Source organism: Chloroflexota bacterium, from assembly GCA_020850535.1.
GTDB lineage: Bacteria > Chloroflexota > UBA6077 > UBA6077 > JACCZL01 > JADZEM01.
This window is the reverse complement of record JADZEM010000225.1, coordinates 1-22,168: the sequence shown is the minus strand read 5'-3', so window position 1 is coordinate 22,168 and position 22,168 is coordinate 1. Positions and strand designations below refer to the sequence as shown.

Genomic DNA, 22,168 nt, shown 5'->3' with positions numbered 1-22,168 from the left:
GCAAGATATTGACGGCTGGTCGCCCACACCAGAACACATTGGTCATGGTATACCCGGCACTGACATGTCTCCCCTCTCCCGCGCACAGGGAGAGGGGTCGGGGGTGAGGGCCTTCCTCGGGGGTGAGGGCCTTCCTCGGGGGTGAGGGCCTTCCTCGGGGGTGAGGGCCTTCCTCTGGCCGAGCGCGTCTACTCTGGGTTGAGGCCCGTCAACTGGATCGGCTGGCCCGTCCGGTTCGACTCGTAGACGGCCTGCAGGATCGCCACGGACTTCTTGCCCTCGTAGCCGTCCACGAGCGGCCGGCGGCCAGCCCGAATGGAGTCCACAAGGTCGGCGATCTGGCGGGCATGGTAGTTCGGCACGCCCGGCTCCTTGTACTGGTACGCCGTGGTCCAGGTGCCGCCCAGGCCCGTCGGGCGGTTGTCGATCCGGAACATGTACTCGCCGCGCTCGATATGCTCAGCCAGCGACTTCTCGACGGTGCCTTCCTCGCCGGGGATGTTCCAGACGTGGTTGTAGCCAACGGCGCCCTCTGGCTCCTCCATGACGCCCACCGAGTGCCCCTGCGCGCCGTGAATGACGATCGACATGTGCGACCAGCTGGCCGAGGTGGTGCCGGAGAGCACGCCCAGCGCACCACTCTTGAAGCGGATGACGGCAGCCGCCGAGTCCTCGATATCGACGTACGGGTGGGTCTGGTTGGCCCAGCGGCCGATCACTTCCACCGGATCGCCGCCCATGAACCACTGGAACATGTCGATGGTGTGGATGCCCTGGTTCGTCAGGACGCCGCCGCCCTCATGCTCCCAGCTGCCGCGCCACGGATCACGGTCGTAGTAGACCTTCGAGCGCGGAAAGCTGACCTGCGCGATGCCCATGATCGGCCGACCGATCTTGCCGGCGTCAATGGTGTCCTTGACCTTCATGGCGGCCGGCCAGTAACGTCGCTGGAAGACGGACCCGAGCGTCATGCCGGTCTCGTTGCTGACCTTGAGCATCTCGTCGGCTTCGGCCAGATCGACGGTCAGCGGCTTCTCGACGATGACGTGCTTGCCGGCTCGCATGCAGCGGATGGCGAGGGCGGCGTGGCTCTTGTGCGGCGTGGCGACGGAGATCAGCTGGACGTTCTTGTCGGCCAGCATCTCGTCAAGGTCGGTGTAGGCGCGGCAGCCGTACTCCTCGGCCACCGGATCCAGCCGATCCCGCTGCCCATCGCAGACGGCCACGAGGTCAGCCGTCTCCAGCTGGTGGTACGCCTGCGCGTGCATCCGGCCAACGCCCAGGCCGAGCACGGCTGCGCCGATCCTGTCACTCACGGTGGTTCCTCCCCAGGTCCGACACACGGCGTCGGACCCCGTAACGTCGTGGAATGGATCTCGGAAGACGGTACGTCAGCCGGCAACGTGCGCGCCAGTCAGCCGAGCGGGTAGACCCGGCGCGCGTTCTCCGAGGCGATCAGCCGGGCGATCCGCTCAGCCTCACGAAGGGTGCAGGCGCCGTCGTCGATCCAGCCGCCGAGCACTCGTGCCAGCCCGTCCCGGAAGTGGCGCGCGCCCAGATAGTGCAATTCGGCCGCCCCGAACCCGTCCGAGCTGTAGAGGTGCTTCGTGAACGGCGCCAGCTCCATCGCATCGGCCAGGACGCGCCCGGCGCTGGCCCCCGTGAACGAGAGCGCCAGCCCCAGATCGAACACGACGTTCGGGAAGGCGTCCGCGAGGTAGGCCGCCTCGCGGTGGTACGGGTAGCAGTGGAGCAGCACCACGCCCGTGCCGAGCGTCCCGAGTCGGCGGATCAGCTCGCTGAGGAGCGACGGGTTCGACTGATGCAGGGTCAGATCGGTGTCGCCGTAGCCGACGTGGAACTGGATCGGCAGGCCGCGCGCCCGCCCGACCTCGGCCGCGGCCCAGATGCCGAACCGGAGCAGGACCGGATCGGTCACGCGGGCCGATGCGCCGCCAGCGCCGGCAGCCGCGAGCCACCGGCCGGCGGCGGCCGTCACCTCGGCGTCGCTGGGCGGGGCCGCATCGACGGCGAAGCCGCCCCGGTAGGCCAGCACCGACTTGAACCCGACCGCCGACGCCGCCCGCGCAGCCAGGGTGTCGCGGAACGCCCGCGGGTAGCCCTCCGCCGTGACGCCGCTGGCCGCCGCGTCCTCGGCCACCCGCTCCAACCGCACGATCTCCCAGGTGGGCACGCCGACGATCTCGGACATCTCGGTCGGGCTGGCGATATCGTCCGAGCGGTAGCCGGTGTCGATGATCTGGCCGCCCAGGCCGGCCGCCGCGAGTAACCGGCGGTTGACCTCGGCCGGCCCGAGCTGGCCCCGCCGCGCGAGGTACTCGGCCGGGTCCGCGAACGGCTCCAGACCGAGCACCGGAGCGCAGTGGCGGCGCACGGCCAGCCCGACGGGGGTATCCCAGCGGCTCGTGCCAGGAGGGATCGGGTTGCCGCCCTCGTTCATCAGGGTCTGCAGCTGAAGGTCGGAGAGCGGCTGCTGCATGACGCCGTGGCAGTGATCGTCGAGCAGAGGCAGCGTGTCGATGAGCTGAGCGATGTTGGCGGCGGCAGAGGAGGACACAGGAAGACTCCTCGTGGATCGTGGATCGTGGATCGTGGATCGTGGATCGTGGATCGTGGATCGTGGATCGTGGATCGTGGAAGCATACAGGCTGCCGCGCGCCATGAATCGACAGCAATGATGCAACGATGCGAGTTCCAGTTGTCATCCTGAGCGCAGCGAAGGACCTCACCCGCTGACGCGAGGTTGACGGTCAGCGGGTGAGGTCCTTCATTGCGCTCGCAGGCTCGCTGCATTCAGGATGACACGGCAACGGTCGGTGACGGTCAGCGGGTGGGGCGCACGATGACGGTCGGCGGGTGACGCGAGGGTTGACGGTCAGCGGGTGAGGTCCTTCGCTGCGCTCAGGATGACATGGTGAGTTGCGTGCTTGCTACGAGCGTGCGGAGCATGTCAGGCAGCATGCTTCCACGACCCACGGCCCACGGCCCACGGCCCACGGCCCACGACCCACGCCCCACGGCCCACGCCCCACGGCCCACGGCCCCGCCCCGAGGGCGTCACCCAGGTCAGCGGGTCCGCGTTGGAATTGTTGCAGGGATGAGGATTTGTAGAACTCTCCGACGAAAATGTACGAATCGGGGAGGGACCGCGGACTAGAGAAGTAGAAATCATCGGGGCGCAATCGCACGCTTGCGTGTGGGGCACGGTACGGAGGCATTGCATGGCGGATCGGATCGAGGCAAGCCTGGTGTACGACACCAAGTCACAGCCGCTCAGCTCGGGTGTGCGGGCCGTCGTTCAGCGAGCGCGGCGGGTGTTGTACGCCGCTGACGAGACGGAGCTGGTGCTCCAGATCGCTCAGGACCGGCAGCCGGATCGGCTGAAGCTCGCAGGGCAGGTGCTGGATGAGGGCATGCCGCTCGAAGGTGCGGCCGTGAGCCTGATGGGGCCAGCCAGGAAGATCAGCGAAGAGACCGACGAGGACGGCGAGTTTCAGATGGGCGCGCTCCCGCGCGGGGCGTACAGCCTGGAGATCGACACCCCGGCCGGCGTGCTGAGCGTGGCGCCCATCGACATCGAGTAAGGACACCGGAATGAGCCGTCACCAGATCGTGCCCGGCCACGCGGCGAGCGTCGCCCGGCGGGCCGATGCGGGACATACCGCGGGGCTTGATGCCTGGCTCGACGCCGACGAGAGCCAGCCATCGGAGGCCGCCGCGTTCACCACTGCGCGGTCGGCGGCTGACTGGAGCGCTCCCAGTCAGCCAGTCTTGCTCGCGTACGATACCGGCGACAGCGGGCTGCACACGGCGGTGCGCGAGTCGGGCGTTCGGCCGCTGGTGCAGGAGGGCAGCCGTCGCCTGATGTTCGAGGCGGATGAGTACGAGATTCTCCTACGGGTGGCGACCAACCGCCAGACGCAGGTCTACGATCTGGCCGGGCAGGTGCTGTACGCCGGCCTGCCCCTTCCAGGAGCACGTGTCCATCTGGACGTCCACGGGCCATCAGCAGCCACCGCCACCGATGGCGCGGGGGGCTTCCGGCTGCCGCCGCTGATGCACGGCGCGTACGCGCTGCGCATCGCGGTGGACGGCGCGGTCCTGACCACTCCGCCCATCGCCCTCGGCTGAGCGAGTAGGCAGCGGGCCGTAGGCCGTACTTGAAGCGCGGATACCATCGACGGGCGGCTCCGACGTGGGGCCGCCCGTCGGCATGCTCGGCCTACTGCCTACTCGGCGTGCACCAGGTCCGTGTCCACCAAGTGCTCGGACAGGAACCAGACCTGCAGCTCGTTGGTGCGGACCACTGAGCTGACCAGCAGATCGTTGGTGCCGTCGTCGCCGTTCTCGTCGGCCTGCTTCGCGCCGTCGCGCGTCTCCTTGATGACGATCTCGTGGGCCTCCAGCAGCCGCGAGATCTGGACCGGCGGCGGCTCGGACCCGCGCGGCGGGCGCGGCACCGTCGTCGTCTCGGCGATGTCCGCCGCCATCGCGAGGCTGATGCCGCCGAGCGTCTGGATGCGCTCGGCCAGTTGATCCACGATCTCGTTCAACTCGTTGTAGTGCTTCTCGAACAGCAGATGCAGCTGGTAGAAGGTCGGGCCAGCCGCCTGCCAGTGGTGCTTCTGGTAGAGATCGCGCAGGGTGATCGTGTCGGCCAGGATCTGGTTGAGCGTCTCGACATTCTGGGCACGGGCCTTGTCCGCCAGGCCCAGCGGGATGTTTCGCAGGGTGCCGTACTTCTGAAGCTCCTTGCCGCGCTGGTGAAGAATCGGCGAGGCCTTCCCATTGGCGCTGGTTTGCGAGCGCGGGCTGCTGACTGCCATGCGTCCTGTCTCCTCTGCGATGCTGGAGCCGCCCTGCTCGGGAGCGAGCGGCCCGTTGCCCGGGGGAGATGCAGACAGCGTGCCAGGGCATAGCGCGGAAGCACGGCGCGGAAGACGCGAGGCAGGCGGTCGTCACGCCAGATCCTATCGCCGCTCCGCAAGCCCCTCCGAGAACTGCGTCCGGTACAGCTCGGCGTAGCGTCCGCCGGCCGCCAGCAAGTCGGTGTGCTGGCCCCGCTCGACGACCCGCCCATCTTCGATGACCAGGATCAGGTCGGCGGCGCGGATGGTGGACAGGCGGTGCGCGATCACCAGCGCCGTGCGGCCAGCCAACGCCTCGACAATCGCTTCCTGGACCGCCGCCTCGGAGACCGAGTCCAGGTGGGCCGTCGCCTCGTCCAGAATCACCACGCGGGGCCGCGCCAGCAGCAGCCGGGCGATGGTCAGCCGCTGCCGCTCGCCGCCCGAGAGCCGGTAGCCTCGCTCCCCGATCACCGTATCCAGACCGTCCGGGAGGCTCCGCACCAGGTCGGCCAGCCGCGCCCGGGTCAGGGCGTCCCACAGCTCGGAGTCGAGCGCGTCCGGGCGGGCGAAGCGCAGGTTGGCACGGACGGTATCGTGGAAGAGGTGGCCGTCCTGCGTCACCAGCCCCAGCGTCTGGCGGATCGAGGGAAACGACAGCTCGCGGACGTCCACGCCACCCAGCCGGACCGCGCCGGCGTCCACGTCGTACAGGCGCGGCAGCAGCGAGGCGATCGTCGACTTGCCAGCCCCGGACGAGCCGACCAGTGCCACCAGCTGGCCCGGCTCGGCGCGGAACGAGACGCCGTGCAGCACCTCGACGCCGCCACGCGTGTCCAGGCTCGCCACCTCCTCCAGCGAGGCCAGCGAGACCTTGTCGGCGGCCGGGTAGCTGAACGTGACATCGTCGAACTCCACGGCAGCCGGGCCATCCGGAACCGAGGCCGGGGTCGGCTTCTCCTGGATCAGCGGCACGATGTCCAGCACCTCGAAGACCCGCTCGAAGCTGACCAGCGCCGACATCACGTCCACCCGCGCGCTCGCCAGGGCCGTCAGCGGGGCGTAGAGCCGCGTCAGCAGCAGCGCCAGCGTCACCACGCTGCCGGCATCCAGCTGGCCTTCCAGGGCGAGGTAGCCGCCCAGCCCGTAGACCAGCGCCAGCGCCAGCGCCGAGACCAGCGTCAGCGCCGTGATGAACACCCACTGGACCATCGCCGTCTGCACGCCGATGTCGCGGACGCGGCTGGCGCGTTGCCCGAACTCGGCAGCCTCCTCCTCCGGCCGGCCGTACAGCTTGACGAGCGTCGCGCCCGGGGCCGAGAACCGCTCCGTCATCTGGCTGGTCATGGCGGCGTTGTGGGAGGCGGCCTCACGCTCCAGGCTGGCGATCCGCGTGCCCATCCGCCGAGCCGGGATCACGAAGACCGGCAGCAATGCCAGCGCCAGCAGCGTGACCTGCCAGGACAACTGCAGCATCACCACCAGGGTGAGGATCAGCGCGATGGCGTTGCTCACGACGCTGGAGAGCGTCATCGAGAAGGCCCGCTGCGCGCCGATCACGTCCGTGTTCAGCCGGCTGACCAGCGCGCCGGTCCGGGTACGGGTGAAGAACGCAATCGGCATCTGCTGGACGTGCTCGAAGACGGCACGTCGCAGGTCGAGGATCAACCCCTCGCCGACGCGCGCGGACATCCAGCGGATCGCCAGCCCGACACCAGCCTCCAGCAAGGCCAGGACGGCGATCAGCAGCGCCAACCAGATGACGGTGCTCGCCGCGCCCCGCCCGACGATGGTGTCTACCACGCGTCCGGCCAGGATCGGGGTCACGACCGTGATGACCGACGAGACGACGGCGAGCAGCAGGAACCAGCCAAGTGCCAGACGGTGGGGCCGCGCGAAAGCCCAGATCCGCCAGAGGGTCTTGCGGTCGATGCCACGATGCGGCTGATCGCCCTGCATCGCGCTTTCGAGAGCCATCCAGGTGCTCATGTCCATGCGGCCGGCGTACTCCCGTGGCTTCAGACGCGCGCGGCAGCGCTCCCGCGCGCATCTGTTAGGACAAGTGTTCCAGATTCGGCAGCACCCGGGCCGAAACTGGCTGTCCGAGCCTCAGCCGAGCGACATCTCGTAGGCGTGCACCAGCTCGTCTGACCGCGCGATCCAGTTCAGGTTCTTCCGCGCGCCGAACAGGGTGTAGAGCTGCGGTCCAAAGATGTTGAGCGCCTTCGCATGGGCCAGCGTCAGCGCGTCCTTGTAGAGGGCGGCGCGCGGCCCCGGCTCCAACGTCACCCGGGCCTTGTCGATGATCGCGTCGAGGTCCGGATCGGGGCAGGCCGCGTTGATCTGGCCGGTGCGGAACATCGGCACGAAGTACTGATCGGCGTCGAACATGCCGTTGCCGCCCCAGGTGCCGAGCACCAGCTCGAACCCGCGCGAGCGCTGCAGCTCGGCGAAGACGCCAGCCTCCACCTGCTTGACCTCGGTCTTGACGCCCACCGCGCCCAGGAAGCCAGCCACGGCCTGGGAGATCTCGTCGCCCCGGAACTGGCCCTGCCGGTAGGTGATCGAGGTGCTGAAGCCGCTGCCGAAGCCGCCCTCGGCCAGCAGCGCCCTCGCCCTGGCCGGATCGTACGGGTACGGCGCGATCGAGGTGTCCGAGCCGAACGCCTCCGGCGGCGCGACGATCGAGTCGCGCTTGCCCAGGCCGCCCAGGATCGTCTTGACGATGGCGTCCCAGTCGACGGCGTAGTTCATCGCCTGCCGGACCTGGACGTTTGCCAGCGGGCCGCCCTTGTCCGGATAGGGGGCGATGCGCATCATCTGGACGCTGGTCACCTGGAGCGACTTCGTGTCCGCGCCGGCGTCGAGGCCAGCGATCTCCGAGGGCGGCACCCCAACCGCCAGATCGACGCCGCCCGTCTTCAACTCGGCGAGGCGGGTGGCCGCCTCGGGAATGGTCCGGAAGATCACCTGCTTGATGGCCGGCGGCGTGCGCCAGTACGCCTCGTTCGCCTCCATCACGACGCGGTCATCCTTGATCCACTCGACGAACTTATACGGGCCGGTGCCGACCGGTTTGGTGGCCATCGGGCCGGACGGGTCAGCGGCGTACTTCGGCGGGACGATCAGCGCGCCCCAGCCAACGATGGAGGCCGGCAGCAGCGGGTACGCTCCCTTCGTGACGATGTTCGCCGTCAGCGGATCGACCACGTCCACATGGTCAATGGCGCTGATGTTCGCCCGCATCGGGGCCTTGTCGTTGGCGAGGGTCCGCTCGATGCTGTACTTCACGGCGTCGGCGTTCAGCGGCTCGCCGTTGTGGAACGTGACGTTCGGGCGGAGCTTGAACTGCCAGGTCGTGTCGTTGACGCGGTTGTACGACTCGGCGAGGTGCGGCTGGAGCCGCAGCTGCGGATCCCGCGAGACGAGCGGCTCGCAGAAGTGGGCGACGATGCTGTTGTTCTCGAAGGGGACGTAGAGGCTCGGGTCGAGGCTCTGCGGCGGCAGCGAGAGGGCGATGGTCAGCGGCCGGCGCACACCGCCCGAGGCCGGCGCCGCGGCAGCGGCGGCGGCTGGTGACGCGGCCGGGGAGGCCGCCGGCGAGGCCGCGACGGCCGGAGATGCAGCGGCAGCCGGCGAGGCCGCGACGGCCGGAGATGCAGCGGCAGCCGGCGAGGCCGCGACGGCCGGAGATGCAGCGGCAGCCGGCGAGGCCCCGACGGCCGGCGACGACGACGTAGCCGGCAGGGCAGCCGTGGCGACCGGCCCGGCCGCCGTGGGGCTGGCGGCGGCCGGCTTGGCCGTCGGCGCGGCCGGAGCAGACTGGCCACAGGCGGCCAGCAGGGCTACACCCGAGCCGGCAGTCAGGAGCTGTAAGAAGGCGCGGCGCGACGTTGAAGGCATCGATCCACTCCCTGAGAGGGTGCGTGTGTCGGACAGAGCCGGCAACGTCGCCGGTGCCGGTAGGATAGCCGACCGCACCCGCCATCGACGGGCGGGAGCCCCTCCGCCGCGGCCAAACGCCCCGATGCATAGTCCTGATCCGATAGTATCCATTGACAAAGGTCGGGCAAGTGGCGTATTCTCCAGCCTGTTGACCGAGTGAGTCGAGTTTCCGGGCGGGGCGTGCGGCGCTCGCCGGGCGCTTGTCGGTCAGGCTGACCAGTCACCTGGAGGCCGGGCGAGGATGGCGTCCTCGCCCGGCCTCTCTGCATTGCTGGCAGCCACGGACGTGGCCGGCGGCTCCGATCACTCACGCGCCGAGCCCGGTGGAGGATCTGTGTTTCTGGGACAGGCTCGCGCGGCCCGCTGGCGACGCCGCGACTTCTTGACGATGCTCTCGGCGGCTGGCACGGTCTCGCTGCTGGCTGGCTGTGCGTCCGCGCCGGCTGCACCCACTGCACCCGCGAAGCCGGCCGAGGCTCCGAAGCCCACGGTTGCGGCTGCGGCAGCCCCCGCGGCGAAGCCGGTCGCCGGTGGCGGCCTGGTCGAGATCCTCAACGTCTCCTACGACCCGACCCGCGAGCTGTACGCCGACTTCAACGCCGCCTTCGCGACGTACTGGCAGGGTGCGGCCGGTCAGACCGTCTCGGTCAAGCAGTCGCATGGCGGCTCGGGGGCGCAGGCCCGCACCGTCATCGACGGGCTGGAGGCCGACGTCGTCACGCTGGCCCTCGCCTACGACATCGACGAGATCGCCGCGAAATCGGACGTGCTGGCGAAGGACTGGCAGACGCGCCTGCCCGACAACTCGACGCCGTACACCTCGACCATCGTCTTCCTGGTCCGGGCCGGCAACCCGAAGGGGATCACCACCTGGGACGACCTCGTCAAGCCCGGCGTCCAGGTCATCACCCCGAATCCGAAGACCTCGGGCGGCGCGCGCTGGAACCACCTGGCGGCCTGGGCCTGGGCGCTCAAGCAGCCCGGCGGCAATGACGAGAAGGCGAAGCAGTTCGTCGCCGAGCTGTTCAAGAACGTCCCGGTCCTGGACACCGGCGCACGCGGCTCGACCACCACCTTCGTGCAGCGAGGGATCGGCGACGTGCTGCTGGCCTGGGAGAACGAGGCGCACCTGGCCATCGACGAGCTTGGCAAGGACAGGTTCGAGATCGTGGCGCCGGCGTTCAGCATCCTGGCCGAGCCGCCGGTGGCCGTCATCGACAAGGTCGTGGAGAAGCGCGGCACGCGTCCCCTGGCCGAGGCGTACCTGCGCCACCTCTACACCGAGGACGGCCAGGAGATCGCCGCGAGGCGCTACTACCGTCCACGGTTGGCATCGGTGGCCGCGAAGTACGCCAGCGCCTTCCCGAAGATCGAGTTGGTCACCATCGACGAGCCGTTCGGCGGCTGGGCGAAGGCGCAGAGCGAGCACTTCGCAGATGGCGGCATCTTCGACCAGATCTACCAGCCGGGGCGGTAGCCGGTGGCACGCAGGCACGGCGTCATCCCCGGGTTCGGCCCGACGCTCGGCTTCAGCCTCACCTACCTGAGCCTGCTGGTGCTGATCCCGCTGGCCGCGCTCTTCCTGAAGGCCGCCACGCTGAGCTGGGACGGGTTCCTGGCGGCGACCACCGCGCCGAGGGTGCTGGCCTCGTATCAGCTCAGTCTCGGCGCGTCGGCGGTGGCGGCGCTGGTGAACGGCGTCTTCGGGGTGGTGGTGGCCTGGGTGCTGGTCCGCTGCCCGTTCCCCGGCCGCCGGCTGGTGGATGCGATGGTCGATCTGCCGTTCGCGCTGCCGACCGCCGTGGCCGGCATCGCCCTGACGGCGATCTACGCCGAGAACGGCTGGGGCGGGCGCGTCCTGGGGCTGGTGGGGATCAAGGGGGCGTTCACCCCCCTGGGGGTGACCATCGCCCTGATCTTCATCGGGCTGCCGTTCGTGGTGCGGACAGTCCAGCCGGTCATCCGCGATCTCGGGGCCGAGCTTGAAGAGGCGGCGGCCAGCCTCGGCGCGAGCCGCTGGCAGACATTCAGCCGCGTGCTCTTGCCGATGCTCCTGCCGTCGATCGTCACCGGCATCGCACTGGCGTTCGCGCGGGCCGTGGGCGAGTACGGCTCGGTCGTGTTCATCGCCGGCAACATGCCGCTCCGGACCGAGATCACCCCGCTGATCATCATCACCAGGCTGGAGCAGTTCGACTACGCCGGGGCGTCGGCGGTGGCTGTGGTGTTACTGGTGGCGTCGTTCGTGCTGCTGCTGGCGATCAACGCGCTCCAGGCCTGGACGGCGCGCAGACTGACGGCCAGTTGATGGCGACGCTCGCACCCGCCAGCCCGGCGCCCGCCAGCCCGCCACCAGCGCGAGCCGCCGTGGTCCCGCGTCCTCGCAACCGGGCCACTGGCGAGCCGCCGCTGGTGCGCTGGGCGCTCGTCGGCGTGGCCCTGCTCTTCCTGGCCCTCTTCCTGGTGTTGCCGCTGGTGGCCGTCTTCGCGCAGGCGTTCGAGCGTGGCCTCTTCGCCTACCTCGGACAACTGGAGCAGCGGGCGGTTTTCTCGGCGGTCCGCCTGACGCTGCTGACAGCCGCCGTGGCCGTGCCACTCAACGTCGTGTTCGGGGTGGCGGCGGCCTGGGCCATCACCAAGTTCGATTTCCCCGGCAAGCAGCTGCTGGTGACCCTCATCGACGTGCCGTTCGCCGTCTCGCCGGTCATCTCAGGCATGGTCTTCGTGCTGCTGTTCGGGGCGCAGGGGGTGTTCGGCCCGTTCCTCCAGGCGAACGGCTGGAAGATCGTGTTCACCCCGCTCGGGATCATCCTGGCAACCCTGTTCGTCACCGTGCCGTTCGTGGCCCGCGAGCTGATCCCAGTCATGGAGGCCCAGGGGCGCGACGACGAGGAGGCGGCCGTCTCGCTGGGGGCCGGCGGCTGGCAGACGTTCTGGCGGGTGACCCGGCCGAACGTGACCTGGGGCCTGCTCTACGGCGCGATCCTCTGCAACGCCCGCGCAATGGGCGAGTTCGGGGCCGTCTCGGTGGTGTCGGGGCGCATCCGCGAGGTCACGACGACGGTCCCCCTGTACGTCGAGATTCTCTACAACGAATACAACTTCGTCGGGGCGTTCGCCGTGGCGTCGCTGCTGGTGCTGCTGGCCGTGCTGACCCTGGTGGTGCAGCAGGTGGCCGAGTGGCGCAGCCGGCGCGAGCTGGCGTCCGGGGCTCCGGCGAGGACGGAGGCCTGACCGTGGCAGACGGAGGGACCGACGGCATCCTGGTGCAGAACGTCACCCGCCGGTTTGGCAGCTTCACCGCCCTGGACCGCGTCAGCGTGACCGTGCCGCGCGGCGAGCTGGTGGCCTTGCTGGGGCCGTCCGGCTCCGGCAAGACGACCCTCCTGCGGATCATCGCGGGGCTGGACGCGCCAGACACGGGCGCGATCTCGTTCTTCGGGGAGGATGCCACCGGCCAGGATATCCGCCAGCGGCGGGTGGGGTTCGTGTTCCAACACTATGCACTCTTCCGGCATCTCTCGGCCTTCGAGAACGTGGCGTTCGGGTTGCGAGTCCGCCCGCGCGCCACCCGCCCAAACGAGGCGACGATCCGCACGCGGGTGCTGGACCTGCTGTCGCTGGTGCAGCTCGACGGGCTGGCTGATCGCTATCCGCATCAACTGTCCGGCGGGCAACGACAGCGCGTCGCCCTGGCCCGTGCGCTGGCCATCGAGCCGCGTGTGCTGCTGCTGGACGAGCCGTTCGGGGCGCTCGACGCACGGGTGCGCCAGGAATTGCGCGGGGAGCTGCGCCGCCTCCACGACGAGCTTGGTGTGACCGGCATCATCGTCACCCACGATCAGGAAGAGGCATTGGAGGTCGCCGACCGGATCGTGGTGATGAACGAGGGGCGCGTCGAGCAGGCCGGCCCGCCGGACGAGGTGTACGACCGCCCGGCTTCGCCGTTCGTGGTCCGCTTCTTCGGCGAGGCGAATCAGGTGGTGGCGCATCGGTTGGGCGAGCGGCTGGTGCTGGACGGCGCGCTCGGGCTGGACCCGGGCACGAACGGCGACGGCACACTCGCCAACGCCCAGATGGCGGCGGGCAACGGCGACGGCACACCCGCCAACGCTCACATGGTGCCGGGCAACGGCCACGGCACGCTTGCCAATGGCCACGGCACGCGCTCCGACGACTCGCACGGTGGCCATCTGAACGACCTGGTGACCACCGTGGTCGGGCTGGTGCGCCCGCACGACGTGACCCTCAGCCGCACGCCGGAGGCTGGGGCGTTGCCGGTCAGGGTGACGCAGGCTCGCAGGACGGGTCCGCGCGTGCGGCTGGTGCTCCGCCCGGTTCACGCCCACGCGAACCGCGTGAACGGGGCCAGCATCGAGGCCGAGCTGACCCACGAGCGCTTCCGACAGCTCGGGCTGGCCCCTGGCGACGCGGCGTACGTGCTGCCGCGGAACGTTCATGTCTTCGAGAGGAGCTCCTGATGTCCGCACCGTCCCCACAGTCAAGGCTCCTGGCCGGCCCGGAGCGCCGGCCGCCATCCACCCGAGCCGCCGAGGTCGCTGCGCGGCTGGACGACGACCGGGCGATCCAGGAGGTCCGCTCAGCGCTGGCGAGCCTGCGCTTCGGCTCGGTCACGCTGATCGTGCAGGACGGGCGGGTGGTCCAGGTCGAGACCGTCTCCAAGGTGTGGCTTGCCGCTCGCGGAGGCGCGCCCTAGCGGCTCGGCAGGCGTGAATCGCAGGGTCGCTCGGTGCCCATCGTCATCCTGACAGCGGCGAGAAACGACCTCCCCTCCGTCATCCCGACCGCGGCGAGGCACGAGCAGAGAAGGGATCTTCCCAGGGCGACGGACGACTGACGAGGAAGATCCCTCGACTGCGTTCGCAAGCTCACGTCGCTCGAGATGACGAGGGAGGGAGCAGCCTCACCTCGCTCGGGATGACGGGGGAGGTCGTCAGGCTTGCCCTGAGCCTGCTGAATGGGTCGCTTTGCTCGGGATGACGGGGGAAGCGTCGAGTAGCCCAACCCGGTCGTTCACGACGGACAGGCCACGAGCGCCTATCGATGACCCACCTGAGGAGATCGAGAGCGCTTCCCGGGAGCGCGCTCCCAGGACGTGTCAGTTGGCGCGCTCGGCCCTGAGGGCGGCAACCGCTGCGCGCACATCCTCATCCTCCACGAACGTCGCGCCACGCGCCTGCCGGAGCTCCTGCGCTCGCTTGACGATCGCCGCCTGTGGCAGGTCGTCTGGTGGTGGCGTCAGCCAGGCCAGCAGCTCGATCCGGACGCCGTTCGGATCCTTGAAGTAGATCGAGCGCTCGTACCCACGATCCGTGGGACCGCGCACGGGGATGCCCTCGGCCTCCAGGCGCGCCAGGGCCGCCTCGAAGCTGGCCTCGTCCACGTCGAGCGCGAGGTGGTTCATGCCGCCGATGCCGGGCTTTGCCTGGGCGTACCTGACGTGGGGCTGGTCGTTCGTCGTCAGGAAGTAGGCGATGAAGTTGTTCTCGCCAACGTGAAAGAACAGGTGCTCCATCGAGGCGTCGTCCATGTTCGGCTGGCGCAGCACGATCTCCATGCCGAGAATCTCGGTGTAGAAGCGGATCGTCTCGTCGAGCTTCGTGCCGAAGAAGGCCGGGTGCGAGATGCGGAGGGTGCGGATCATCGGTCGGGCTCCTCGTGGGCGGGACGCACGCCAGATCTGGGATGCTACTGCTACTACAGGCGACAGGCCGGCGGTCCGACGCGTGAGCGTGCCGCGGACGATGCCGGCGTCAGCCGATACTGCTACGACTTTCGGCCAATGTACAGGAAATGATCGGACTGGCCGATGCCTTCGATGGTGGTGCCGGTCAGCTCCACCAGATCGAGCCACGCCTGCGCGTCCTCGTCGGAGAGCTGGGCCATCTGCGGGCGATGCGGGCTGACGAACGACTCCACACCGACAAATGTTGTCTCCGTGAACTGCTCCGCGAACAGAGCCCGAAACTCAGCGACCGTCGTCAGGTGGGAGTAGCTCAGGAACGCGTCGGCGTCGAACTGGCCGGACTCGTACAGGGCGCGGCGCACGGCGTAGCGAGCGTGCCCTGTCTCCGGCCGATCCTGGAAGGCATCCCGCGGGAACGCCAGCCGATTGATGCCGGCGGCAAGCATCAGACCGCCGCCCGTGAGGATGCGGGCGGCCTCGGCCACGGCCTGCTGGCGTTCGGGCAGCGTCACCAGATGGTAGAGCGGCCCGAGCAGCAGCACCACGTCACAGGAGCCCGATTCCAGGTGCGCGAGGTCCGTTACTGAGGCGCAGGCGGCGCTGAGGATCGCCGCACCCTGTCCAGCGTCGGTCAGCCGGGCTGTCGCCGCGTCGAGCAGCCGCCGCGAGATATCGACGAGGTGGATCTGGCAGCCGCGTGATGCCAGCAGCGCGGCGTAGTGTCCGACGCCCACGCCGATATCGGCGACGGTGCTGCCCGGCTGGATGAACCGCGTCAGGTAGCGTGTGGTGATCGCATACTCGGTGTGGTGGGGTCTGGTGAGGCGCTGCTCCTCGAACGCGAAGAAGTCGCCGTCGTAGTGGGCGGCCACCGTCGCCTGCCGTGTACGCGCGGCCTCGGCCGATTCGTCGGGCTGGGGCATCGGCGGACCTCCCTGGCCAGCCTGACGCACTGCTACGCTTCTCCCCCGGGAGGGTGAGCCATATGGAGCATCAGCAGCCGTCGCATGCATCACGCGTGCCACTGCGTCAGCTACTCGCCGCCATCGCCGTGCTCGGGCTGACGAGTCTGGGCGGGTGGGTCTCGTACTTTCACGATGCGCTGGTGCTCAAGCGGCGCTGGATGTCGGAGCGCGAGTATCTCGAAGGCTCGGCGGTGAGCAGCCTGGTGCCCGGCCCGAGCTTCACAAACTTCACCATCTTCGCGGCGTACCGGCTGGGTGGGTGGATCGCCGTGCCCATCGGGCTGGTGCTGGTGCTGCTGCCGGGCGCGCTGCTGATGATGCTCCTGAGCGGCTGGTACGCGGGCGGCGCGGCCTCCGATCCGCTGGTGCGGCAGGCGTTGAAGGGCCTTGGCGCGGCGGCGGCCGGCCTGACCGCCGTGACGCTCCTCCGGCAGCTGCGGGGTGGCAGCCTCTCCCGCACGGTCCTGCTGGTGGGCGGACTCGGGTTTCTGGCGCTCGGGCCGCTCGGGCTGAGCCTGCCCGCCGTCGCGCCGCCGCTGATCGGGCTGGCGATCTGGCTGGAGCGGCCCTCACGCCACGCGGCCAGCGCCGCGCCCCACGATGCTCGGCGGTCTGGGCGTGGCTGACCTGCTGCTGCTGTTCTGGGTGTTCTTCCGGGTGGGGCTGCTGGCGTTTGGCGGGAGCACCGGCGTCCTGCCGGAGCTGGAACGGCAGATCGTGGACGAGCACGGCTGGCTCACTCATGAAGGGTTCCTGGACAGCTTTGCGCTGGGGCAGCTCACACCAGGGCCGGCGCTGCTGATGGTGATGTTCGCCGGCTACGGCGTGGCCGGGACGCCGGGCGCCATCGTCTCGCTGGTGGCGATCTTCCTGCCGTCCACGCTGATGGCCTCGTTGGTCACGGCCAGTTGGGAGCAGTTGCGGCAGCAGGCGTGGCTCGCCACCTGCCAGCGGGCGCTGGCCGCGTTCGCCTTCGGGTTGGTGGCGGCAGGGACGTACAGCATCCTGCGGCTGGCCGTCACCGATATGGTGTCGGGAGCGATTGCCGGCGGGGCCATCGTGGTGCTCTGGTTCTGGCGACCGCACCCCGCGCTGGTGATCCTGGCCGGCGGGGTGGTCGCGGCGCTGGCCGGGACGCTCGGCGGATAGGCTCGGTCGCGCTGGCACAGCGTGCCTGCCGTGGCCTCGCTGCCGCGGCATGCGGCATCCGACTCGGCACGGTTCGGCGCCGCGGGCCTGTCTCTACTCGGAGGGCGTGGGGCTGGCACGCGCTCTGCACACAGGAGCGGTGAGACGTACAGGAAGGAGGTCAGCAGGAATGCGAACCACCAGCAGCGTACGTTTCGGGACCACGCGAGCCGGCAGGTAGGCCCTCTGCACCATCGCGGTGCAGGGGGGAAGATCGATCGGTTCATGCGTGATTCGAACGGAGGCCCCAGCCGGCAGCAGTCGGTTGGGGCCTCTTCGCGTGGGAGCGGAACTCGAAGCAGACGCCCGGATGCGCCACTATCCTGGATGCGCCACTATCATGGTGGCAGGTGTCTGGCGCTCGGACCACGGAGGCGGCGATGCTGACCCGACTGAAGGTGAACGGCTTCAAGAACCTGGTGGATGTGGACGTCCGCTTCGGGCCGTTCACCTGCATCGCCGGCGTCAACGGATCTGGCAAGTCGAACCTGCTCGACGCGATCCGGTTCCTCTCGCTGCTGGCCGAAAAGCCGCTGGTGGAGGCCGCGCGCGCCGTACGCGGCAGCGGCAACCGGGCGATGGACATCCGGAGCCTGTTCCACCGCGTCGGCGACCAGTACGTCGACGAGATGTCGTTCGAGGCCGAGATGATCGTGCCCGCCGAGGGCGTCGATGATCTCGGTCAACCCGTCACGACAGGCGACACCCTGATGAGATACAGCCTTGATCTCGGCTATCAGGGATATTCTCGGAGCGATCCATCGCTGCCTCTTCGGATTAATCGAGAGGAGCTCGTCTCGGTCGACATGGCAACTGCGACTCACGAACCTGGGTTTGCCATGGCGCCCATCTGGCGACAATCAGCCATTCGGAGTGCTACGCAATCGAGCAGGACCTTCATTTCCTATCGGCACGGCCAGCGCACGTCAATCATCCAAGGCACTCGTGTAACCAATGGCGCCACGAATGAAGCTGGCATATCGGTGACTTCGGCCCTGCCACGTACGGTTCTGTCATCGGGCGCGGCGTCCCTGGAACCGATACTTGCACTGACACGTCAGGAGCTGCGGTCCTGGCGTGTGATTCAGATGGATCCGTCGGCAATGCGGATGCCTGATTCGCTTGAGTCACCCCCAATCCTTGGTAGCGACGGCGCCCACCTGGCAGCAGCCCTCTACCGAGTGGCACATACGCCGCCAACGGATGGCCGAGATCCGGAGGAGGCCGAGGCTGCCGTCTACACATCGGTGGCGAACCGTTTGTACACCCTGCTCGGCGAGATCCTTGATGTCGAGGTCGAGCACGACGACACGCGGGAAGAATTGACCCTATTCGTAAAGCACCGTGACGGCACCCGACATCCTGCACGGGCGCTCTCGGATGGAACCCTACGGTTTCTTGCGCTGGCAATTCTTGAAGCGCAGGAACAGTCCGAAGTCTTGTGCATCGATGAGATCGAGAACGGCATCCATCCTGAACGCATTCCGGCACTCCTGGAGTTGCTCCAGGCCATCGCAGTTGACACGCGCTTCCCGATTGAAGCGGGCAACCCGCTTCGGCAGGTAATCATCAGCACGCACTCGCCATCGGTCGTACTGCAGATTCCAGCCGACAGCCTCGTGATGGCCGAGCTGTGGCCAAGCCACGATGAGCGTGGCCGCTTCAAACGCGCCCGATTCAGGGGGCTCGCGAACACCTGGAGAGACCCTGAGCCTGGGAGAGATAGCCTCGCCCTCGGCGCGCTCCTCAGATACTTGAATCCAGAGGGCTATCGACCGCTTCCCGAGCCAGATCCCGAGCGCGATCCTGATGCCGAGCAACGGATCATGGATCACCCAGATGTTCGGCGGATGCTGAACCCAACGCCCGTTCTCTGATGTCAAGTCTGCGGTTCACGCTGCTCGGTGAGGGGCCAACCGACGACGCACTTCTTCCGATCATCATGTGGGTACTTCAGCGTCCATCGTTAGGCTTGCTCCCCGATGTCGATGTCGTCGGTCAGTTCGTCAGTTCAACGGCGTTCCGTTTTGCAGCCGGCCTCACAGAACGCGTTGTCACGATAGCTAACCAGTATCCGACCGACCTCCTGGTCGTGCATCGTGATGCAGACTCTCCAAGCGCTCGGTTGTCCAGGCAGGATGTAATGAGCAGCATCGAGGCTGCACAGGAACAATTGGCGAACCTCCCGCCTGTTATTCCGGTCGTCCCCATTCGCGAGATGGAAGCCTGGCTTCTCACCGATGAGGCGGCGATCCGGTCCGCAGCGCGGAACCCTCGCGGTAGAGTCCGATTGAATCTCCCACGTGAAAGCGCTATCGAGGCATGCCCAGATCCAAAGGCTGCCTTGAGGGAGGCACTACGTCTCGCGAGTAACTTGCCACGACGACGGTGGAGCGAGATCGATCGCATACGACCACGAAACGTGGCGGACCTTTCCGAGACGTTCGAGCCATTGCGGCAGCTACCGGCGTTTCGGTCCTTCGAGGCGGACGTGCAGCGCGTCATCCAGGAGCAGGGCTGGCCTGAGCGGCTCCCAGCGTGAACGAGAGCGCCGCCGCTCCCATCCAGAGAACGGCAGCGCTCCGATCGGCGGACGCCCTGTCCGCCGCGCTTTACAGCGACTGCGAGGCCACCTCGGCGCGGCGGAACGCCAGCTTGCCGCCCTCCGCGTCCGCCAGGATCGTGTCGCCGTCACGGAAGTCGCCGCGCAGCAGGCTCATCGCCAGCGGCTGCACGATCAGCTTCTGAATCGTCCGCTTCAGCGGGCGCGCCCCGTAGACCGGGTCGTACCCCTCGCGGGCCAGCAGCTCGTTGGCGGCCGGCGTCAGCTCCAACCCCATCTTCCGCTCGGCCAGCCGCTTCCGCAGGCTGCCAAGCTGGATCGCCACGATCTGCCCGATCTGCTCGATGCCGAGCGACCGGAAGATCACCACTTCGTCGATACGGTTCAGCAGCTCAGGCCGGAAGTGCTCGCGAACCGCCTCCATCACCCGCTCGCGGATCTGCTCGTCTGAGGGCGGCGCCTGCAGCACCGGCACCCCGCCCTCCGAGCGGAACCGCTGCCCGAGCTGATACGCATCGCTGCCCAGGTTCGAGGTCATGATGACGATGGTGTTGCGGAAGTCCACCACCCGTCCCTGCGAGTCCGTCAAGCGGCCATCGTCCAATAGCTGCAAGAGGACGTTCAGCACCTCGGGATGGGCCTTCTCGACCTCGTCGAAGAGGACCACCGAGAACGGCTTGCGCCGCACCGCCTCCGTCAGCTGCCCGGCCTCGTCGTAGCCGATGTAGCCCGGAGGCGCACCGATCAACCGTGAGACGGTGTGCTTCTCCTGGTACTCCGACATGTCGATGCGGACCAGCGCGCCCTCGTCGTCGAACAGGAACTCCGCCAGCGTGCGGGCCGTCTCGGTCTTCCCGACGCCCGTCGGGCCGAGGAACAGGAAGCTCCCGAGCGGCCGATTCGGATCCTGCAGGCCGGCCCGCGCCGCCCGCACGGCGTTCGCGACGGCTTCGACCGCCTCATCCTGCCCGACCACCCGCTCTTGCAGGCGAGCCTCCATCTGGATCAGCTTCTCGACCTCGCCCTGCAGCAGCTTGCTGACCGGGATGCCCGTCCAGCGGCTGACCACATCGGCGATGTCCTGCTCGTCAACCTCCTCCTTGACCAGCGCCCGGCCGTCCTGGCTCCGAGACTTGAGCGTCTCCGTCGCCCTGACCAGATCCTGCTCGAGCTGAGTCGTCTCGTATTTGAGGCGGGCGGCCGTCTCCCACTCGGCACGGAGCGTCGCCTGCTCCATCCGATTGCGCGCGGCCTCCAGCTTCTCCTGGATCTGGCCGACGGCGTTCAGCTCGTCCAGCTCCTTCTGCCAGCGCGCCTCCAGCTCGGTCGCCTGCTCCTTAAGGTCGGCAAGCTCCTGATCGAGCCGCGCCAGCCGCTCGCGCGAGGCCGTATCCTGCTCCTTGCGAAGCCCTTCCCGCTCGATCTCCAGCTGCATCACCCGTCGGCGGACCTCGTCCAGCTCGGCCGGCATGCTGGTGGCCTCCATACGGAGCTTCGAGGCCGCCTCGTCCACCAGGTCAATTGCCTTGTCGGGCAGGAAGCGGTCGCCGATGTACCGATTGGAGAGCACCGCCGCCGCCACCAGCGATGAGTCCTTGATGCGGACCTTGTGATGCTGCTCGTAGCGCTCGCGGAGGCCGCGCAGAATGCTGATGGTGTCCTCAACGGTCGGCTCACCCACCAGGACCGGCTGGAAGCGCCGCTCCAGAGCCGGATCCTTCTCGATGTGCTTGCGGTACTCGTCCAGGGTCGTCGCGCCGATGCAGTGCAATTCGCCGCGCGCGAGCATCGGCTTGAGCATGTTCGAGGCGTCCATCGCACCCTCGCCAGCCCCCGCCCCGACGACTGTGTGCAGCTCGTCGATGAACAGGATGATCTGGCCGGCCGCGTCGGTGACCTCCTTGAGGACCGCCTTCAGCCGCTCCTCGAACTCGCCACGGTACTTCGCGCCGGCCACCATGCTGCCCAGGTCGAGCGAGACGACGCGCTTCTCCTTCAGGCCCTCGGGAACGTCGCCCCGCGCGATGCGCTGCGCCAGCCCCTCGACGATGGCCGTCTTGCCGACGCCCGGCTCACCGATCAGGACCGGGTTGTTCTTGGTCCTGCGCGAGAGCACCTGGATGACGCGGCGCACCTCCTCGTCCCGGCCGATGACCGGATCGAGTTTGCCGATGCGGGCCGCCTCGGTCAGGTCACGCCCGTAGCGCTCCAGCGATTGGTACGTGGACTCCGGGTTCTGGGAGGTGACGCGCTGGCCGCCGCGCACCTGCTGCAACGCCTGAAAGACGCGGTCGCGGGTGACGCCAGCGGCGCGCAGCAGTTGCCCGGCCTTGCCCTTTGACCTATCGTCGGCAAGGGCCAGCAGGAAATGCTCGGTGCTGGTGAACTCGTCCTTGAGCGCCTCGGACTCGGCCTGTGCGGCCTCAAGCAGGGCCAGGAACGCCTGTGAGACGTGTACCTGCGTCGGCGAGGTGACGCGCGGCATCGCGCCGATGGCCGTGTCCACCTGCTGGAGCAGCGCCCTCGGCTGGACGGCCATCTTCTCCAGGACGGCGGGGACGACGCCGCCATCCTGCGAGATCAGCGCGGACAGCAGATGCTCCGGCTCCAGCAGGGTGTGCTGGCGATCCTCGGCCAGGCGCTGCGCGGAAACGATTGCTTCCTGGGCCTTCTCCGTGAGCTTTTTCGCGTTGAATGCCACAGTGAGCCTCCCCCTGAGCAGCAGCGAGCAGAAGCGCAGCGCCCAGATCTTAAACGATCAACCTTGACACCAGTGTATCAAGGTTGATGAGAGATTCCTGTTAGCAGGACATCAGCATCGTGTCAGATTTGTGTATGTGGGACGTGGGACGTGGGACGTGGGACGTGGGACGTGGGACGTGGGACGTGGGACGTGGGACGTGGGACGTGGGACGTGGGTCGTGGGGCGTGG

19 protein-coding genes are annotated in these 22,168 nt (G+C 68.4%); 11 read left to right on the top strand and 8 right to left on the bottom strand.

The window, feature by feature from the left end; genetic code table 11:
* Positions 1 to 188: 188 nt before the first annotated feature.
* Positions 189 to 1,316, bottom strand: a complete 1,128-nt coding sequence (locus tag IT306_31485) for a Gfo/Idh/MocA family oxidoreductase (GenBank protein ID MCC7372978.1) — start codon at positions 1,314 to 1,316, stop codon at positions 189 to 191.
* A 98-nt stretch (positions 1,317 to 1,414) separates the two neighbouring features.
* The gene (locus IT306_31480) at positions 1,415 to 2,500 is read right to left on the bottom strand and encodes an amidohydrolase family protein (protein MCC7372977.1); all 1,086 of its coding nucleotides are present in this window, start codon (positions 2,498 to 2,500) and stop codon (positions 1,415 to 1,417) included.
* A 742-nt stretch (positions 2,501 to 3,242) separates the two neighbouring features.
* Here IT306_31480 and IT306_31475 point away from each other — a divergent pair.
* Together IT306_31475 and IT306_31470 are read left to right on the top strand one after the other, a co-directional pair.
* The gene (locus IT306_31475; protein ID MCC7372976.1) at positions 3,243 to 3,605 is read left to right on the top strand and encodes a carboxypeptidase regulatory-like domain-containing protein; all 363 of its coding nucleotides are present in this window, start codon (positions 3,243 to 3,245) and stop codon (positions 3,603 to 3,605) included.
* Between the two features lie 10 nt (positions 3,606 to 3,615).
* Entirely contained in the window at positions 3,616 to 4,152 is a 537-nt protein-coding gene (locus tag IT306_31470) for a carboxypeptidase regulatory-like domain-containing protein (GenBank protein MCC7372975.1), read from the top strand.
* Between the two features lie 98 nt (positions 4,153 to 4,250).
* Here IT306_31470 and IT306_31465 read toward each other — a convergent pair whose 3' ends face one another.
* From IT306_31465 to IT306_31455, 3 genes are all read right to left on the bottom strand, one after another.
* The gene (locus IT306_31465) at positions 4,251 to 4,847 is read right to left on the bottom strand and encodes a DNA starvation/stationary phase protection protein (protein ID MCC7372974.1); all 597 of its coding nucleotides are present in this window, start codon (positions 4,845 to 4,847) and stop codon (positions 4,251 to 4,253) included.
* Positions 4,848 to 4,991: 144 nt separating this feature from the next.
* A complete protein-coding gene (locus tag IT306_31460) occupies positions 4,992 to 6,863 on the bottom strand; it encodes an ABC transporter ATP-binding protein (protein MCC7372973.1) in 1,872 nt (623 codons plus the stop codon).
* A gap of 114 nt (positions 6,864 to 6,977) precedes the next feature.
* Positions 6,978 to 8,771, bottom strand: a complete 1,794-nt coding sequence (locus tag IT306_31455) for a hypothetical protein (GenBank protein ID MCC7372972.1) — start codon at positions 8,769 to 8,771, stop codon at positions 6,978 to 6,980.
* 430 nt (positions 8,772 to 9,201) lie between these two features.
* On the opposite strand from IT306_31455, the gene IT306_31450 reads away from it, so the two are divergent.
* Genes IT306_31450 through IT306_31430 form a run of 5 tightly spaced genes read left to right on the top strand, consistent with a single transcriptional unit; the run spans position 9,202 to position 13,530 of the window.
* Entirely contained in the window at positions 9,202 to 10,290 is a 1,089-nt protein-coding gene (locus tag IT306_31450) for a sulfate ABC transporter substrate-binding protein (GenBank protein MCC7372971.1), read from the top strand.
* Positions 10,291 to 10,293: 3 nt separating this feature from the next.
* On the top strand, positions 10,294 to 11,121 hold the full coding sequence (cysT, locus tag IT306_31445; GenBank protein MCC7372970.1) for a sulfate ABC transporter permease subunit CysT: 828 nt from the start codon (positions 10,294 to 10,296) through the stop codon (positions 11,119 to 11,121).
* Complete coding sequence (gene cysW, locus IT306_31440; protein ID MCC7372969.1) at positions 11,121 to 12,047, top strand: sulfate ABC transporter permease subunit CysW; 927 nt, start codon at positions 11,121 to 11,123, stop codon at positions 12,045 to 12,047. Before cysT ends, cysW begins: the two co-directional genes overlap by 1 nt.
* 26 nt (positions 12,048 to 12,073) lie before the next feature.
* Positions 12,074 to 13,294, top strand: a complete 1,221-nt coding sequence (locus IT306_31435) for a sulfate ABC transporter ATP-binding protein (protein MCC7372968.1) — start codon at positions 12,074 to 12,076, stop codon at positions 13,292 to 13,294.
* Complete coding sequence (locus IT306_31430) at positions 13,294 to 13,530, top strand: YezD family protein (GenBank protein MCC7372967.1); 237 nt, start codon at positions 13,294 to 13,296, stop codon at positions 13,528 to 13,530. The genes IT306_31435 and IT306_31430 overlap by 1 nt, the downstream gene beginning before the upstream one ends.
* A 402-nt stretch (positions 13,531 to 13,932) precedes the next feature.
* Here the strand turns inward: IT306_31430 and IT306_31425 are convergent, their stop codons facing one another.
* Together IT306_31425 and IT306_31420 are read right to left on the bottom strand one after the other, a co-directional pair.
* Entirely contained in the window at positions 13,933 to 14,478 is a 546-nt protein-coding gene (locus IT306_31425; protein ID MCC7372966.1) for a VOC family protein, read from the bottom strand.
* A 122-nt stretch (positions 14,479 to 14,600) separates the two neighbouring features.
* Positions 14,601 to 15,443 carry a class I SAM-dependent methyltransferase gene (locus tag IT306_31420; protein MCC7372965.1) on the bottom strand — a complete coding sequence of 281 codons (843 nt, stop codon included), beginning with the start codon at positions 15,441 to 15,443 and terminating at the stop codon, positions 14,601 to 14,603.
* Between the two features lie 95 nt (positions 15,444 to 15,538).
* On the opposite strand from IT306_31420, the gene IT306_31415 reads away from it, so the two are divergent.
* The 4 genes from IT306_31415 to IT306_31400 all read left to right on the top strand — a co-directional run bounded on the left by IT306_31415 (position 15,539) and on the right by IT306_31400 (position 19,215).
* On the top strand, positions 15,539 to 16,111 hold the full coding sequence (locus IT306_31415; protein ID MCC7372964.1) for a chromate transporter: 573 nt from the start codon (positions 15,539 to 15,541) through the stop codon (positions 16,109 to 16,111).
* Positions 16,104 to 16,634, top strand: coding sequence for a chromate transporter (locus IT306_31410; GenBank protein MCC7372963.1), 531 nt, complete (start codon positions 16,104 to 16,106; stop codon positions 16,632 to 16,634). Before IT306_31415 ends, IT306_31410 begins: the two co-directional genes overlap by 8 nt.
* Before the next feature lie 419 nt (positions 16,635 to 17,053).
* The gene (locus tag IT306_31405) at positions 17,054 to 18,550 is read left to right on the top strand and encodes an AAA family ATPase (GenBank protein ID MCC7372962.1); all 1,497 of its coding nucleotides are present in this window, start codon (positions 17,054 to 17,056) and stop codon (positions 18,548 to 18,550) included.
* On the top strand, positions 18,550 to 19,215 hold the full coding sequence (locus IT306_31400) for a DUF4276 family protein (protein ID MCC7372961.1): 666 nt from the start codon (positions 18,550 to 18,552) through the stop codon (positions 19,213 to 19,215). Before IT306_31405 ends, IT306_31400 begins: the two co-directional genes overlap by 1 nt.
* A gap of 70 nt (positions 19,216 to 19,285) precedes the next feature.
* Here the strand turns inward: IT306_31400 and clpB are convergent, their stop codons facing one another.
* Positions 19,286 to 21,937: an ATP-dependent chaperone ClpB gene (gene clpB, locus IT306_31395; protein ID MCC7372960.1), complete on the bottom strand. Its 2,652-nt coding sequence runs from the start codon at positions 21,935 to 21,937 to the stop codon at positions 19,286 to 19,288.
* Positions 21,938 to 22,168: the final 231 nt, after the last annotated feature.